The sequence below is a fragment of the Staphylococcus pseudintermedius genome (assembly GCF_034042775.1).
In the GTDB taxonomy this organism is placed as follows: Bacteria; Bacillota; Bacilli; order Staphylococcales; family Staphylococcaceae; genus Staphylococcus; species Staphylococcus pseudintermedius.
The window spans coordinates 861,789-877,613 of record NZ_CP120150.1 but is presented as its reverse complement, the minus strand read 5'-3'; the positions used below and the strand labels follow the sequence as shown (position 1 = coordinate 877,613).

The window sequence follows — 15,825 nt, the reverse complement described above, 5'->3', positions numbered from 1 at the left end:
CACTCCTAACTTGTATACAAGTATTCTAAAGTAAAAAGATATAAATGTAAACGCTTACGCATCGATTTTTATTTTTACAAGATTGTTCATCGAATGATTTGAGTACAAACCCTAGCAATTAAAAAAGACATAATCTCAAAAGTAAGGCGTGGCAATATACATGATGTTACATTTTAAAAGCATAAAAAATCACCCCACTTTTGAAGTAGAGTGATGTTTTTAATGGCTCGTCGGAGTACAAGACTCCTGATGCATAAAGTTGGAAACACAATGATTTTTTTAATTTTGAGAGTGGTCGCCGCTTAACGTAGTAGTTGCATGACTTCCCTACACCTATGCTCTAGTCAGCCACTTGGAATGCGCGTCTCACTGTAGCAATCATTAAGCTACTATATAAAAGTCGACGTAAGTTTTAAATATCTTTTTTCGCGATTAACGCTAAGTTTGCCAACCACAAGACGACGATGGATCCAACATTAATGACCCACTGCCAGTTCGTAAACGTCACACCATTTCCTAAAGTCTTATCGCTTAAGTAACTAAACGGAATATACTTTAATGAATCTTGAATATTATCGCCAATTTCAGGAATAAGCGGAATAAACGGTTTCACGACTGGTAATAAAAGTAACAATAAAATACCGAGTGTATACACTAATGCTGGTTTTTGAACAATAAGGTTAATCAAAAACAGTAATAGCCCATAGACAAAGAATAAAATTAAATAAAATACGAGTAATTTCCACGACTGATCATTATCTAAATCTTTACCATCAGTTGACCATTGAATTAAATATGTGACTAAAACGACAACAGCTGTAGTGAAAATACTGATGAAAATGATAGATAATGTTTTCGCAATAAAATAACCAATACGACTCTGTGTTTGATTTAAAAAGAGTTGGATCGTTCCTTGAGCGGTATCACGTGTAATCGTTTTGATAACGAATAGTAGACCAATGAGCGAAAAGAACCATTTTCCGACACTAAACATTGTATTCGCATTTACCGGATTATCGTTCGTGACTAAAATAATGACTGTAATGAGCAATGGTGCAATACCGAGAAGAATCGCTAAATAAGTAAGCGGACTTTTTAAAATACTCACGATGTCGAATTTGAACAATTGCAATATATTCATGATTGACCACCTCGTTGATTAATATTGAAATAAGTGTCGCGTAATGATACTTTACGTGTTTCAATATATTGTGGGAAAATACCTTTTTGTGCTAATCCTTTAAGGAAATTGCGATAATCGCTTTGCACATTTAAAATAATTTCTCCTGATTCTTTCTGTGATTGTACGACTTTAAAATGATCAGTTAAGTAATATAATGCTTGTTCAAAGTCATCAGGGTCCACTTGAATAATCGTTTGAGCTGTGGATTGACCTTCAGCCATATTCACGTCTTGAACAAAATGACCGTCTCTCAAAAATACAGCACGGTCACAAATGAGTTCAATATCTTCTAATTTATGACTCGAAATGAGAATTTTCATGTCTAATTGTTGTACAAGTTGTTCAATGGTTTTTAAGACGTCGATTGAACCATCTGGATCCATGCCATTTGTTGGCTCATCTAAAATTAAAAATTTCGGTTTATTCATGAGAGAAACAGCGATAGCCAGTTTTTGTTTCATCCCCATTGAATATTTTTTCACTTTTTTCTTAATATAGGACTCCATACCAAACGCTTTAATAATATGATTCGTATACGCTTTATCAAAACCAGTACCTAAAACTTGCGCAAAAAGTTTTAAATTGTATAGACCTGATTTATTATCGTAAAGTTTCGGATGTTCAATTAAATAACCGATTTTATCGTCATTGACTACTTGAACGTCTCCTTGGTAATTAATAATATTGCCATTCATAATTTTCATTAATGTTGTTTTACCAACACCATTTTTACCAATTAATCCAACAATTTTACTATCATTAAATGCAAAATCAACGCGATCAATGACAGTATTGTTGCCATATTGTTTGGTGATTTGTTTCAATTCCATCCACGAATCCTCCTGTTTATTGATTAGATGATACATTTGAAATGACTTCACTCATATAATTGCGATTACTGATCATAAAGTATGGCTCATTGAACCTTGAGCAACTCACTATCGTCTTAATAGCGCATCCTGTTAAATAGTATTGGTCAGTCAAAAAATGTGAAATATGTATATTTTCGACTGCACTTTTTGAAAATTCCCCTTTATCATTAAGGATAGACTGAACTCGTGTTATAAATGACGACACACCTATGTACTGAGTGCGAATACTTCTATATGTCAACACTTCAACATTTCTCCCAAAAGCATTTGTCGTGAATAGAAATGTTCAACACTCGTTAACATAACAAAATCATCTGATAGAAAACAACTATCAACTTGTTATATTTAAAATTTTAAACTTTTTTACATTACATTTCATCAAATTCAATGCTTTTAATTGCTTAACGTTGCTTTTTCCGATCATTATGACGGCTAATAAAGGCACAAATCATAAATAAAATGGTCGCGATAAACAGTTTGATGGCTGACGTTTCTTCCCCTAAAAACTGTAAGATGATGCCAATAACAAAAATTAATAACGCAATAATGACAAAAACTTTTGTTAAATGTTTCATTGGATTCTCCTTTTAATTAATTGCTGATTCAAACATTAGAAAAAGCTGAGCCATTTGTCAACAGCACTTCATGAACTGATAACGTCGAGTTCCTCCAAACCCATTCTTAAACTCACCACCTAAACATTACATATCTTTCGTAAATAAATCGTTTGCCTCCAAATTGTGAAGGTGATAAAATAATAGTGTATCCACACATGATTAAACACCCCAAACTTGTTGCCGCAAGTTTGGGGCTTTTGTTTGCTGGGCCTTAGTTCATGTATGTGTTGAATCATCTTTTTGTTGTTTTTCCTGATCTCGCCTTCTCCACTTCGATTCGACCCAACACCTAAAAATAATGAGAATGCCACCATTAATTAATAACATCCAAAATTCTGTCCACGACATGATTAAACACCTCCTACTTTTAGAAACCGTTTTCCTATAAAGCGCCAAAAATGTAGGGAGTGGTGGCTACATTTATTTTAACATAAAATACCGAACATGTGTTCTTATTTTGCGCTTTTAAGTTGAATTTTCTATCAGTCTATTCTTTAAATTTATTGTTATTCACTGTATGATAGACGTATATGATGAAAAAATAGAAAGAGGTCGAATCTTATGAACCCTTTAGCGCTACAATTAAACGAACAGTTAAGTGAAGAAAATCCAGTCGTCCTAGATATGCTTTCCGACCTTGGAACAAATATGTATTATCCAAAAGGTATTTTGACACAATCTGCTGAAGCCAAAGCGACAAAATATAACGCGACAATCGGTATGGCTACAACAGCCGAAGGTAAAATGTACACTGAAACGTTATATGGCATGTTTGATCATTTAACGACAGATGAAGTTTTTGCTTATGCCCCACCACAAGGCTTAGCTGAATTACGTGAACTATGGCAACAAAAAATGTTAAAAGAGAATCCTGACTTAACGCAAGAAGCGATGAGTTTACCTATCGTGACGAACGCTTTAACACACGGTTTATCATTAATTGGTGATTTATTTGTAAACCCAGGTGACACTGTATTATTACCGCAACATAATTGGGGCAACTATAACCTCGTGTATGGTATTCGTCACCAAGCAACAATGCAAACTTACCCTATTTTTGATGCACAAGGTCATTTCACAATCGAGCACCTCGTGAAAACGTTAGATCAATTTGAAGAAGATAAAGTCATCATGCTGTTAAACTATCCAAACAACCCAACTGGTTACACACCTACAACGGATGAAGTTGAAGCAATTGTTCAAGCAATTGACCGTTTGGGAAAACGCGGTGTCAATGTCGTTGCTGTTGTTGATGATGCATATTATGGCTTATTTTATGAAGATGTTTATACACAATCGATTTTCACTGCACTGTCACGATTAAACAATGAACGTGTGTTACCTATTCGTTTAGATGGTGCGACAAAAGAGTTTTTCGCATGGGGCTTCCGCGTCGGTTTCTTAACTTTTGGTACTACAAATGACACGACTAAAACCGTGTTAGAAGCTAAAATGAAAGGGCTCATTCGTAGCAACAACTCAAGTGGTGCTACACCTTCTCAAGCAGCCGTCCAACACGCGCTGAAACAAGGGGCATCTTTCAATGATGAAGTGCAACATAACATTCAAATTTTACAAGCACGTTATGAAGTGACAAAAGAACTTGTTTATGATGAAGCATACCAATCATTATGGCAACCGTATGACTTTAACTCTGGTTACTTCATGGCGTTGAAAGTGAAAGGTGTGAATGCTGAAGAATTACGTGTACATTTGATTGAGAAGCATTCAATCGGTATCGTTGCGCTTAACGAAACTGATATTCGCATCGCCTTTAGTTGTATTGAAAAAGAAGATTTACCACACGTATTTAAATCTATTGCTACAGCGATTGAAACATTACAAGCATAAATCCAGCACAGACAGGTCGTCGCAAGTCACCTGTCTGTTTTTATTTTAGGAGGATTTGATGGACATCCAATCACGTCAGCCACAACAATTTTTAACGAAAGCGAGTGGCTATTTAAAAGATTATACACATACTTTGAATCCATACATGGGCTGTCAATTTGCGTGCACTTACTGTTACGTACGTCGCTCACCGATTTCGCTCTTTTCAGGTAAAACTTGGGGCGATTGGGTCACTGCTAAAACAGATGAACAGCTGAAATTTCGAAAAGAGCTCCAGAAAAATAAAGCTAAAGGACCTTTCACAGTATTCATGTCCTCTTCTACCGACCCGTATCAGCCACTTGAGAAAAAATATGAAATGACGCGCTATTTATTATCTGAAATGCATGACTGTCCGCCTGATTTTTTGTTCATTCAAACACGTAGCCCGCTTATACAACGAGATATCGACATCCTTCAATCTTATCCTGGTAATTTCATCGTGAGTATGACCGTAGAAAGCGACCGTGAAGACATCATTCGGCATTTCACACCCAAAGCACCGAGTATTCAATCTCGTCTCAAAACTGTGGACAAACTTCGTGCAGCACATATTCCAACACAAATTGCCGTTGCATCTGTCCTACCTTGTACGAATCAGTTTGGCGAACGTTTAGCTAAACATGTCGACCGTGTTACGATTGACGATTACTTTATGGGTGATGGGTCAAACGGTCGTCGCACACAATCACTCGGCATTCAGTCTTTATACGAAGATTTCGATTTACAGTCTTGGTATCATCCAGACACCTATCTGCATGTGTTAAAATTAATACAAGACGCTTTTCCACATGACAACATTGCGATCAGTAGTAATGGTTTCGTGCCATTTCAATCAAATTAAAGGAGGTCGAACCGGATGTCATTTTACTTTCAACATATTGATACACCGCTTGGGTTAATGACTGCTGTTGTGAATGATGACGCCTTGTTAGGTTTATCATTTACAGACTCAAAAGATTATCAAACTGCATTGAAACATTTTCAAAAGCAAGCACGACTCATTCAAATTTCATACCACCCAATTGTGAACCAAATTGCTTTAGAGTTGGAAGCTTATTTTCATGGGCATTGTCACACATTCAAGACACCTGTCGCACACGTCATTGGTACACCATTCCAACAACAAGTGTGGCAAGCCCTTCAACAACTTCCTTTTGGGGCGGTTGTAAATTATAGTGACATCGCACAAATGATTGGCCGTCCAAAAAGTGTACGTGCTGTGGCATCTGCTATCGGTCAAAATCCGTTGTCTATTATCGTGCCGTGTCATCGTGTCTTACGAAAAGATGGGCAATTAGGTGGTTTTAATAGTGGTTTGCATCGTAAAAAGCGCTTATTAGCATTGGAGGGGCATCCTTATGGAACAACGACAATTTGATATACTTCAAACATTAATTGCGCATCCGACAGTGAGTCCTCCTGCCCGCAATACCGTCCTGTTACAACTTCAAATTGCATCTTGGCTTGAAGACATAGGTTTTGAAGTCCAAACGATTCCATTTTATGACAATGACTGTATTGTCGTCGGCACTTTAAAAGGACGGAATCCAGAAGCAGCACGTCTAATTTTAAACGGACATGTCGATGTTGCAGAAGTTGAAGATGAACAATTTTGGCGCTTCAATCCTTTTCAACTGACTGCAGAAGATAATTTTCTATTTGGTAGAGGCGTTGCTGATATGAAAGGTGGCATGTCCGCCCTTTTTTATAATTTAGAACGCTTGCACCAAGAAGGCTTACAACCTGAAGGCGATATTATCGTACACTCTGTTGTCGGCGAAGAAGTTGGCGAAGCAGGTACAAAAGTCGCCTGTGAACATTCACCAAAAGCTGATTTAGCACTTGTGTTAGATACAAGCAATAACATTGCGATGGGACAAGGCGGCGTCATTACCGGATGGATCACAATTCAAAGTGAGGAGACGATCCATGACGGTGCGCGCAGTCATATCATTCACGCAGGTGGTGGTCGTCATGGTGCGAGTGCGATTGAAAAAATGATAAAAATCATACAAGCCTTACAAGAACTCGAACGGCATTGGGCAGTTACGAAATCTTATCCCGGCATGCCACCAGGCGCCAATACGATTAATCCAGCTGTAATTGAAGGCGGGCGTCATCCTGCTTTTATCGCTGACCAATGTCGCTTATGGATTACCGTGCATTATTTGCCTGACGAAAGTTACGCCACCATTATAGAAGAAATTGAAACGTATTTAAATAAAATTGCCGATAGTGATTTATGGCTTAGTCAAAATCCACTTCAATTCGAATGGGGTGGCGCTTCTATGATTGAAGAGAAAGGTGAAATCTTCCCAAGCTTCACTTTACCGACATCTCATCCTGGATTTCACATGTTAGCTAAAGCACATGAAGACGTACACCAGGCACCGCTTCAAACGACAATGAGCACAACAGTAACAGATGGCGGTTGGACCGCAGACTTTGGCATTCCAACCATTTTATATGGACCAGGCGAACTCGACGAAGCCCATGGAACGAATGAAAAAATTCGCATTCAAGATTTGGATTATTTTACGGAAGTCTTGTATACATTTTTAAAATCATGGTATGAGAAACCTGAGCGGTAATCGTAAACATTTTCACAATACGTAAAAACCACTTTCCAAATGTCGTGACATCATTTAGTAAAGTGGTTTTTATTTTGTTATGAAGTGTGATGAGGCTATATCATAACGAGTATGATGTCATTCTAGCATCACATATCTCAAACTTAATAACCTAATTGCCTCATAAATGTTAAAAATTGATTCGTATTTTTAACTTTTGTGAAAACATAATTATTATACGTTGTTAATTAATTTAACTCATTAATTAACTTTAATATTTCATCTTTGTCCATGTTTCTCAAGTTCCTATTGCACAGTTTAGTCAATTTATTAGATACATAAGCTGTAGCCATAGAAGTATTCTCACCGCTATTAGGCAATTTATTATCAACCGAAATGAATACGTCAGCATCATCGTTAGAATTAAAGACAGACTTTGAACCTTCCTTATTCAAGACTCCAACCGATATAGTTTCTTTATAGGAAGCTGGAAATTCTTTACCACCAAAAATGTCGTTACCGTTTGCAGCTACAATAATAATGCCTTTTTCATGAGCTTCTTTTATTTTTCTATGTAATTCAGGATAATTTTTAGTAAAGCCATAACTCATATTTATTATATCGACATTATTTTTAATTGCCCAGTCAAGTGCTGATATAGTATCCTCCAATCTTCCGTTACCATGATGGTTCAAAACTTTAGCATCGTAAATAACTATATCTGCTTCATATTCTATAATTTTTGAAACTTTATTAGCATGTACGCTATTCGAGTTATTGTCAAGAGTAAAATTACGAGATATTACTTTGCTTTTAATAGCTTTCTTTTCAACACCTGTATCTAGAACTGCTATTTTACTTTTTTCATACTTGCAATTATAATTCAAATATATAAATACCGATAATAAAATTAGTATTATTAATTTTAAATAAACTTTAATCCATTTCATGACTTACATCAAACAAGAGGTTGCTGTATTTTTGAGAATAAATTTTATATGACTGCTTATTTAGAAAATATAGCCACAGTCCTCTATCATCATACAAGTGAAATAATATGCCTCTTTTACTATCCATTAAATATATATCTAAGTAATTGTCTTTTTGGTTAATTGTTGGGAATAAACCCTTAAAATCTTGATTGGAAATTGCTCGCACTAATTTTTTATAATTTAAATCCTTCAAATTCTTATTTTTATAAGAAAAAATATAACATTGAATGCCTTCATCATTAATATATTCTTTAAAATCTGGTATTTCGTTATTATTGAAATAACTAAACTTTTCTTTGAATCTAGTTTTTTTAAATGAGTCCCCATATAAATAATATAAAAGAACTATATCAATAGTATTACTTTGTTGAAACAAATCTTGTAAAATTTGAATTGCATTGTTATGAATCCTTGCAAAATAATCTTTGTTAAAGCTTTTTCCATCATCTAAAAAAGGGTATTCGCCTTCACTTAAATCTAAATGAACAGCATTTTCACCTTCAGAGAATTTTAAACCACTTACTTCCATACAACTAATAATATTACTCATTTTTATCAATCACCCTATTTACGAAGTATTTTTCCATCTTTAGTTAAAGTAGCTTTTCTTGTACCACCTTTATCCAACAATTTCCAATAAGATCCTCCATGAGGCTGCCCTTTATTTTTTGAAATAGACCATCCAGTTTTAGGATCTCTATAGACTGGGTTTTTCCCTCTCACTTTTTGTGTGAATTTTCCGATATCCACTCCTTTACTAGTTAGAGGGCTAGAGTTTATTCCTTTCGCCACTTTATGCGTATTTGATTTTATAGCATTACTCACTGCCTTTTTACCGTACTTTTTAATAGTCCACTGGATACCATACCTAGCAGCCATTACCGCCACAACTACTATAGGTGCGGCAGAAGCTTCAGCCAATCTTGTATCAAATTCATGTTCCTCGCCAGTTAAATTATCTATTAAAAACCCAGCTATGTCTTTTTCATCAGCATATGTTAAATCAATTGTATAATCTACCTGTTTAGATTCTTCTATATTAGAGATTTCCCCGGATAAATTAATGTCTCCTGTTTTGAAATCATTAGTTAATACAGTATCTAAATCTAATTCTCTATTATTTATCGATGTAGAAAGACGTGACACTTCGCCATTTTTATCCTCACTAATTTTGGTATTTTTAATGTTTTTATTTTATTATTGTATAATATATTTATTGGTTCAAAGTATTTAAATTCAAATTGCTAAAATGGACGAGACTCCTGAGGGATCATATGCTGTCGAAAATCCAATTCGGCTTCATACCAGTGTACACTGTCAATAGCTGAATTGAGTTGAGGCAAGTCCTAGGAAATGCGAGTCCATGACATCAATTGTGAAAATTTAAAAAGATTATTAATGAGGCAATTTGATGAAAATATATCAAGGTAAGACAATTAAAAATTGTTATGTCCCCCACTGTTACCTATGAAGTATATATTGATACTCTTCTCTTGAAAATGCATGGATTTTAATGTGAATATTTCTTGTTTATTAATACTTGATTGAAAGGTGAAATTAAAGACAGTTAAATATTTAATCGTAGGAAAGGGGCTGGGACACCCTATTTATGCGCCGCTTACCTAATACAGTTGTTTAAAAATACGACTTTAAAGATTTATGCTGAGATTATCAATTCACACAAAAGGGCGCTTCCCATAAGTTTTGCTCGCTTAAGGAAAACGCCTCAAAAGAATGAATTTAAATGTCCGTTTGGTTCATCTGAATTAAACGGCATTTTTATCTTTTTGAAATCTTTTATGTTATTAATATGTCATTCACAATTATAAAATGCCATTAAATCAACATTTATAAGCTGTTTTACATCATCCCTGGCATGCCGCCCATTTGTGGCATATCATTCCCTTTATCTTCAGGAATGTTTGCAACTACCGCTTCAGTTGTTAAGAACATTGCCGCAACACTTGCTGCGTGTTGTAATGCAGAACGCGTCACTTTTGTTGGATCCACGATACCTGCTTCTAACATATTCACCCATTCATCTGTAGCAGCGTTGTAACCGATACCTGGTTCAGCATTTTTCATTCTTTCAACGATGACTGAACCTTCAAGACCTGCATTTTCAGCAATTTGACGTACTGGTGCTTGCAATGCTTTTAATACAATGTTCACACCTGTTGCTTCGTCACCTTCCGCTTCGATTGCTTGGACGTCTTTGAAAATGTTCATTAATGCCGTACCTCCACCAGCAACGATACCTTCTTCTACCGCTGCACGCGTCGAGTTTAATGCATCTTCAATACGTAATTTACGTTCTTTTAATTCAGTTTCAGATGCCGCACCAACTTTAATGACTGCTACACCGCCAGCTAATTTTGCTAAACGTTCTTGCAGTTTTTCACGATCAAAGTCAGAATCAGTTTCTTCAATTTGTGCTTTTAATTGACCTACACGTGCATCGATGTTCGCAGGATCACCGTCTCCATCAACCACTGTTGTATTGTCTTTAGTCACTTCAACTTTGTTTGCAGTCCCTAACATATCTAAAGTCGCTTCTTTTAATTCAAGACCTAAATCATCTGTAATCACTTGTGCACCTGTTACAATCGCTAAGTCTTCTAACATTGCTTTACGACGATCACCGAAACCAGGCGCCTTAACTGCAACCGCTGTAAATGTACCACGCATACGGTTTAAGACAAGGTTTGTTAACGCATCGCCTTCTACTTCGTCCGCTACGATTAAAATTGGACGGTTTGATTGTACAATTTGCTCTAATAAAGGCAAGATGTCTTGGAATGAAGAGATTTTCTTGTCAGTAATTAAAATGTATGGTCTTTCTAATTCAGCAATCATTTTGTCAGAATCTGTCACCATGTATGGCGATTGGTAGCCACGGTCAAATTGCATCCCTTCAACAACTTCTAGTTCTGTGTTGAAACCGTTCGATTCTTCAATTGAGATAACACCGTCATTACCAACTTTTTCCATTGCTTCAGAAATGTAACGACCCACTTCTTCATCTGCTGCAGAAATCGCGCCGACTTGTGCAATTTCTTCTTTATTTTCAACTTTTTGAGAAATATTGTGTAATGATTCAATTGCGACTGCCACAGCTTTATCAATACCTTGGCGGATACCGACTGGGTTCGCACCACTTGTCACGTTTTTAAGTCCTTCTTGAATCATTGCTTGTGCAAGTACAGTCGCTGTTGTCGTACCGTCCCCTGCAATTTCATTCGTTTTATTCGCAACTTCTTGAACGAGTTTCGCACCCATATTTTCATAAGGGTCTTCTAATTCAATTTCTTTTGCGATCGTTACACCGTCGTTCGTAATAAGCGGTGCTGTAAATTCTTTATCAAGTACGACATTGCGCCCTTTTGGACCAATTGTCACCTTAACAGCATTTGCTAATTTATCGACACCACGTAACATTGCTTGACGTGCATCTTCAGAGAATTTTAATTCCTTTGCCATTCTATTACCTCCGTTGTTGGATTCATTTGTTTTATATTCAATGTTTGATTAGTCTTCAATCACAGCTAAAACTTCATCTTCAGTTAACACTAAGTATTCTTTGTCGTCACGTTTCACTTCAGTTCCTGCATATTGTTGAAACACAACACGATCGCCTTCGTTGAGTTCAGGTTTGAGACGTTCACCATTGTCTAAAATGCGTCCCGGACCTACCGCAACGATAACACCTTCATTTGATTTTTCCTTAGCTGAATCAGTTAAAACAATACCACTTTTCGTTGTTTGTTCGTGTTCTTTCTTTTCGATGACTACACGATTTCCTAATGGTCTAAGCATGTATGAGTGCCTCCTTATGTTCAACATCAATTTAGCACTTTCATATATTGAGTGCTAATTTAATTCTATAATAATCAAAATTGGTCAAAATTTCAAGCGTTTACCTTTAAAGCCATTGTCCATACCTTTATTTTCCGTTAGAATAAAAGAGATTGAACGGAGGCTAATTATGAAGAGATTTTGGGTTTCACTACTCACCGTAGTACTATACATCCTTGCACAAATATCACCTTATATTGCACGTGCGGTTGGCTGGATTCAAACAGGCAACCAAGCACAATTGTTGCGGCAATCGATAGCAGTTCAGTTCACTGCTTTTATCATTGTCGCCATTTTAATCATCATACTTCAGTTGTTCGTGAAAAATAAATTGAACTTTGAACTTGGTCCAAAAGAGAAAAAACGCTATGTACTACCCTATATATTAGCAGGTCTAGTCATTGTGTTTATCGCACAAATGGTTGTGAATCTCATTTCTGTCCAACTATTTGGGGCTAATCCTGCGAGCGAGAATACGTTAAGAATCATGAAAATCGCTCGTCAAATGCCAATATTTATTGTGTTGATAGCGATTGTCGGACCATTATTAGAAGAGTTTGTCTTTAGAAAAGTATTGTTTGGTGAACTGTATCACGCAATTAATGCAAATCAATGGGTCAAATTCACGATTGCAACGACGATCAGTTCTGCAGTATTTGCTGTTGTCCATATGGATTTTTCACATTTCTTAGCTTATTTTGTCATGGGTATCATCTTTTCGGCATTTTATATTTATACAAAACGTTTGAGTGTGTCGATTGGTATTCATATGGCTCAAAATGGTTTGGTTGCACTCATTCAACTCATGATGCCTGAAAAAATGATTGAAGAAGCCGTTAAGCAAACACAATTCATTCTTTTATTGACTTCGCATTGGATGTCTTTTTTCCTTTCATAAACTATACACGTTCTGCTTCACAAAATTACTTTTAAATACTTCATATTTATTTTTTACAATGCACAAAGGGTTAAGACGACTTTAGTTAAAGCGGCCTAACCCTTTTTTGATTTATTTCCAAAAATGATGCAGTCGTTTCCATAAAATCATACTGATCAGGCCGACAAAACCGACCATGACAATGCCAATATAAATCATCGGCTTGTAACTTAATGATTTTCCTGTATCTTCTTTCGTATTTTTCATATGATGCGTATTAATATTTTCTCCTTGCTGTTCAATTTTCTTCACTTTATCTTGCTGATGCTTATTAACCAATGACTTATCACCACTTTTCTTGAAATCTGGCATCGAACCAAATTCCCCCGTAACGAGTGCTAGTACTTGTTTATCTAAACGATGATAGTATTGCTCTGTGGAAAGCGGGTTAAAATATTGATATCTAAAATAATCTGTACTTTGTTGCAAGTCATCTAAAAATGCATTTTGAGAAAATTGTTCTTTACGACTCAAACTTGCAATATCATGTTGGTCTTGACTTCCAAATTGACTTAAACGCGCAACCTCTTCTTTAAACAATGGATTATATTTATAATTATTATTCAATAAACCTGCGTATTCATCATAAGCCGATGTACCATACTGATTCGAATGATTGGTGCTTGAAACTGAACCGTTTTGATGGGTATCGCTTGCATTGCCATTTGACGGTTGCTCATTCGGTGGTGGACTTGCTTCACTGCCACCTCCACCATTGGGACCCGTTGTTGTACCGTCATTACTGTTTCCACCGTTATCAGTGGCAGGTGGTGGGGTGTTGTTTGAACCATCTTCCTTTTGATGCGGGCGATTTGGCGCTTTAGACGGTGGTGCTGGTTTGTTTCCTTTGTCAGGTTTTTTATTCTCATCTTTTGAAGGTTGGTCTTTGTTCGGTTGATTCGGCTTCCGATGATTTTCTTTATTCGGTTTTTCTCCACTCTCTTCATCTTTGTTTGTTCCTGGTTGATCAGGCGGAGACGGTTGCTGTTCTTGACTTGGGGTGTTGTGATGATTGTCTTCATGAGATGGCACTTCTTCAGTACCCGTTTCTTCTATAGATGTATCTTGTTCTGTACTCGGTGTCGTTGATTCACTTTCATCCTTTGCCGGGACCTCATCACTCGGGTTCACATTTTCCATTGACGCTGCATCCGTTTCATTAGTTGAAGACACAGTTATCTCATTGAATGATGGTGTTTGAGTAGTGTCACTATCTGAAGTAATGGCGTTTCGTAATTCATCCATGTGTTCCGTTTGATCATATGATGAAGTGGCCCTCAATGTACTCAAAGTTGGCATCCTGTTATTGATATCTGCTGCTTGAACAACGTCATGTGTTAATAATAGAGGTGATACAACACATAAAATACTCGTTGAACCGATTCCAAATTTTAATAGTCGCTTTACGCTATGTTCTTTTTTATATTCTACCATCAGATTCACCTCTGATTGTTTAAAGTTTTTTAACAAAGCCAGTATAAACAAAAGTGACTACGATTACCACCCTCATGTATATATGATTGTATTCAATTAAGATTTTTGTTAAACCGTTCATCATTTAGTACACTAAGATTAATTCAGAAATGAGGATGATAACGATGCAAATACAATTATTTCAAATTAATGTCGCAATCGCTAATTCACGTCAAAACGAACAAAAAATCGCTACGTTATTTGAACAACATTTAGATGATCAAACGGATGTCGTAGTCTTGCCTGAAATGTGGAATAACGGCTATGCATTGCCTCAATTAGATAAGTTAGCAGATGAAGATTTAGCACAAAGTTATGCTTTTATACAAAAATTAGCACAAAATTATCAAGTGGACATTGTTGCGGGATCTGTTTCTAACCGAAAAGAAGGTGCCGTATACAATACAGCCTTTGCCGTCAATCGACGTGGCGAAAAAATTTATGAATACGATAAAATTCATCTTGTCCCGATGTTAAATGAACCAGACTTTTTAACCTGTGGCAAGTCTGTCCCCTATCCTTATTCGCTCTCTGACGGTACAAGTGTTTCTCAAATCATTTGTTATGACTTACGCTTTCCAGAATTGAGTCGTTACCCTGCAGCACAAGGCGCAAAAGTGATGTTTTATGTCGCACAATGGCCCGAAGTTCGACTCACACATTGGCGTCAGTTATTACAAGCACGTGCCGTTGAAAACGATATGTATGTGGTTGCTGTCAATGGCAGTGGTCATGATGGTAAAACAACGTATGCAGGTCATTCAATGGTAGTGGATCCAAATGGAGAAATAATCGCTGAAGCAGATGAAAATGAAACAGTGATGACCGTCACATTAGATCTTCAAAAAGTAGACACACAACGCCGTGCTATTCCGGTTTTCGAAAATATGCGACCGTCTGTATACCGCTACGCACAAAAAGAAATATAAAATATGAGGCGCTACCTCTCTTATTCAAGAGAAGTAACGCCTTTTTTATCATGATCATCAAATAAAAATGAACAGACGAGCTTGGGAGGGACTCGCCTGTTCTTCATATTAAGGGAATGTTTTATTTACAGTTATTCTATTTAATTGGGGATGTTATTAATTATGAAAAAATTTAGTGAATTTACCGATTATTAAATATTGCTACAATGGCTTCAATATCGAAACCTGATTTTACTTTAGTCTAAGTAAGGAAAAAGATTCTAACAAATACTTTTATCAAATCTTATTTTTTGATAAATTTTTCTACTGTTTCTGCGATAAGTTTAACAAATTCAACGATTGTGCTAATGATATCTGCTGCCATAGTGAGCACCTCCTTAAATTATAAATAAAATCAAAGACTCCAATAGATTGTTGCTCCCTTAGTCATGTAAGCTGAGCGAAGAATACAATGACTAAGAACATCTGACTTAACTTAATCAGTAAATTTGATTAAGTGTACTC

17 protein-coding genes and 1 pseudogene are annotated in these 15,825 nt (G+C 36.2%); 6 read left to right on the top strand and 12 right to left on the bottom strand.

Translation table 11 applies throughout. The features are described 5' to 3' along the window. Nucleotides 1-412 precede the first annotated feature (412 nt). The 4 genes from pmtD to P3U61_RS12260 all read right to left on the bottom strand — a co-directional run bounded on the left by pmtD (nt 413) and on the right by P3U61_RS12260 (nt 2,999). Entirely contained in the window at nt 413-1,141 is a 729-nt protein-coding gene (pmtD, locus tag P3U61_RS03985) for a phenol-soluble modulin export ABC transporter permease subunit PmtD (protein WP_020219902.1), read from the bottom strand. Next, complete coding sequence (gene pmtC / locus P3U61_RS03980) at nt 1,138-2,013, bottom strand: phenol-soluble modulin export ABC transporter ATP-binding protein PmtC (RefSeq protein ID WP_014613427.1); 876 nt, start codon at nt 2,011-2,013, stop codon at nt 1,138-1,140. The genes pmtD and pmtC overlap by 4 nt, the downstream gene beginning before the upstream one ends. A gap of 443 nt (nt 2,014-2,456) precedes the next feature. After that, complete coding sequence (locus P3U61_RS03975; RefSeq protein WP_014613426.1) at nt 2,457-2,630, bottom strand: SE1626 family protein; 174 nt, start codon at nt 2,628-2,630, stop codon at nt 2,457-2,459. Between the two features lie 258 nt (nt 2,631-2,888). Continuing rightward, nucleotides 2,889-2,999 carry a Trp-rich small protein gene (locus tag P3U61_RS12260; RefSeq protein WP_409373410.1) on the bottom strand — a complete coding sequence of 37 codons (111 nt, stop codon included), beginning with the start codon at nt 2,997-2,999 and terminating at the stop codon, nt 2,889-2,891. 234 nt (nt 3,000-3,233) lie between these two features. On the opposite strand from P3U61_RS12260, the gene P3U61_RS03970 reads away from it, so the two are divergent. Genes P3U61_RS03970 through P3U61_RS03955 form a run of 4 tightly spaced genes read left to right on the top strand, consistent with a single transcriptional unit; the run spans nt 3,234 to nt 7,156 of the window. Beyond that, on the top strand, nt 3,234-4,523 hold the full coding sequence (locus P3U61_RS03970; RefSeq protein WP_020219904.1) for an aminotransferase class I/II-fold pyridoxal phosphate-dependent enzyme: 1,290 nt from the start codon (nt 3,234-3,236) through the stop codon (nt 4,521-4,523). 58 nt (nt 4,524-4,581) lie between these two features. Then, a complete protein-coding gene (locus tag P3U61_RS03965; RefSeq protein ID WP_323695719.1) occupies nt 4,582-5,406 on the top strand; it encodes an SPL family radical SAM protein in 825 nt (274 codons plus the stop codon). A gap of 15 nt (nt 5,407-5,421) precedes the next feature. Continuing rightward, nucleotides 5,422-5,943: a methylated-DNA--[protein]-cysteine S-methyltransferase gene (locus P3U61_RS03960; RefSeq protein WP_014613423.1), complete on the top strand. Its 522-nt coding sequence runs from the start codon at nt 5,422-5,424 to the stop codon at nt 5,941-5,943. Then, nucleotides 5,924-7,156: an acetylornithine deacetylase gene (locus tag P3U61_RS03955; protein WP_015729407.1), complete on the top strand. Its 1,233-nt coding sequence runs from the start codon at nt 5,924-5,926 to the stop codon at nt 7,154-7,156. The genes P3U61_RS03960 and P3U61_RS03955 overlap by 20 nt, the downstream gene beginning before the upstream one ends. A 227-nt stretch (nt 7,157-7,383) precedes the next feature. Here the strand turns inward: P3U61_RS03955 and P3U61_RS03950 are convergent, their stop codons facing one another. The 6 genes and pseudogenes from P3U61_RS03950 to groES form a co-directional block, all read right to left on the bottom strand. Then, nucleotides 7,384-8,085, bottom strand: coding sequence for a S8 family serine peptidase (locus P3U61_RS03950; RefSeq protein WP_015729408.1), 702 nt, complete (start codon nt 8,083-8,085; stop codon nt 7,384-7,386). Beyond that, nucleotides 8,072-8,677 (bottom strand): DUF3885 domain-containing protein, encoded by a 606-nt coding sequence (locus P3U61_RS03945; RefSeq protein ID WP_015729409.1) that lies wholly within the window; start codon nt 8,675-8,677, stop codon nt 8,072-8,074. The genes P3U61_RS03950 and P3U61_RS03945 overlap by 14 nt, the downstream gene beginning before the upstream one ends. Before the next feature lie 14 nt (nt 8,678-8,691). Further along, a pseudogene (locus P3U61_RS03940) lies at nt 8,692-9,321 on the bottom strand (SAR2788 family putative toxin); the annotation flags it as partial. A gap of 242 nt (nt 9,322-9,563) precedes the next feature. Then, nucleotides 9,564-9,665 carry a hypothetical protein gene (locus P3U61_RS03935; protein WP_233535992.1) on the bottom strand — a complete coding sequence of 34 codons (102 nt, stop codon included), beginning with the start codon at nt 9,663-9,665 and terminating at the stop codon, nt 9,564-9,566. A gap of 322 nt (nt 9,666-9,987) precedes the next feature. Beyond that, entirely contained in the window at nt 9,988-11,607 is a 1,620-nt protein-coding gene (gene groL / locus P3U61_RS03930) for a chaperonin GroEL (protein WP_019167564.1), read from the bottom strand. 48 nt (nt 11,608-11,655) lie between these two features. After that, on the bottom strand, nt 11,656-11,943 hold the full coding sequence (groES, locus tag P3U61_RS03925; protein WP_015729412.1) for a co-chaperone GroES: 288 nt from the start codon (nt 11,941-11,943) through the stop codon (nt 11,656-11,658). A gap of 169 nt (nt 11,944-12,112) precedes the next feature. On the opposite strand from groES, the gene mroQ reads away from it, so the two are divergent. Continuing rightward, nucleotides 12,113-12,880, top strand: coding sequence for an intramembrane glutamic endopeptidase MroQ (gene mroQ / locus P3U61_RS03920; RefSeq protein ID WP_199613453.1), 768 nt, complete (start codon nt 12,113-12,115; stop codon nt 12,878-12,880). Nucleotides 12,881-12,991: 111 nt separating this feature from the next. Here the strand turns inward: mroQ and P3U61_RS03915 are convergent, their stop codons facing one another. After that, nucleotides 12,992-14,353, bottom strand: a complete 1,362-nt coding sequence (locus tag P3U61_RS03915; RefSeq protein ID WP_101457972.1) for an SdrH family protein — start codon at nt 14,351-14,353, stop codon at nt 12,992-12,994. Between the two features lie 164 nt (nt 14,354-14,517). Between P3U61_RS03915 and P3U61_RS03910 the strand changes: the two genes are divergently transcribed. After that, entirely contained in the window at nt 14,518-15,321 is an 804-nt protein-coding gene (locus P3U61_RS03910) for a carbon-nitrogen family hydrolase (protein WP_101458021.1), read from the top strand. Between the two features lie 283 nt (nt 15,322-15,604). Here P3U61_RS03910 and P3U61_RS12255 read toward each other — a convergent pair whose 3' ends face one another. Beyond that, nucleotides 15,605-15,685 (bottom strand): delta-lysin family phenol-soluble modulin, encoded by an 81-nt coding sequence (locus P3U61_RS12255; protein ID WP_110144734.1) that lies wholly within the window; start codon nt 15,683-15,685, stop codon nt 15,605-15,607. Nucleotides 15,686-15,825 lie beyond the last annotated feature (140 nt).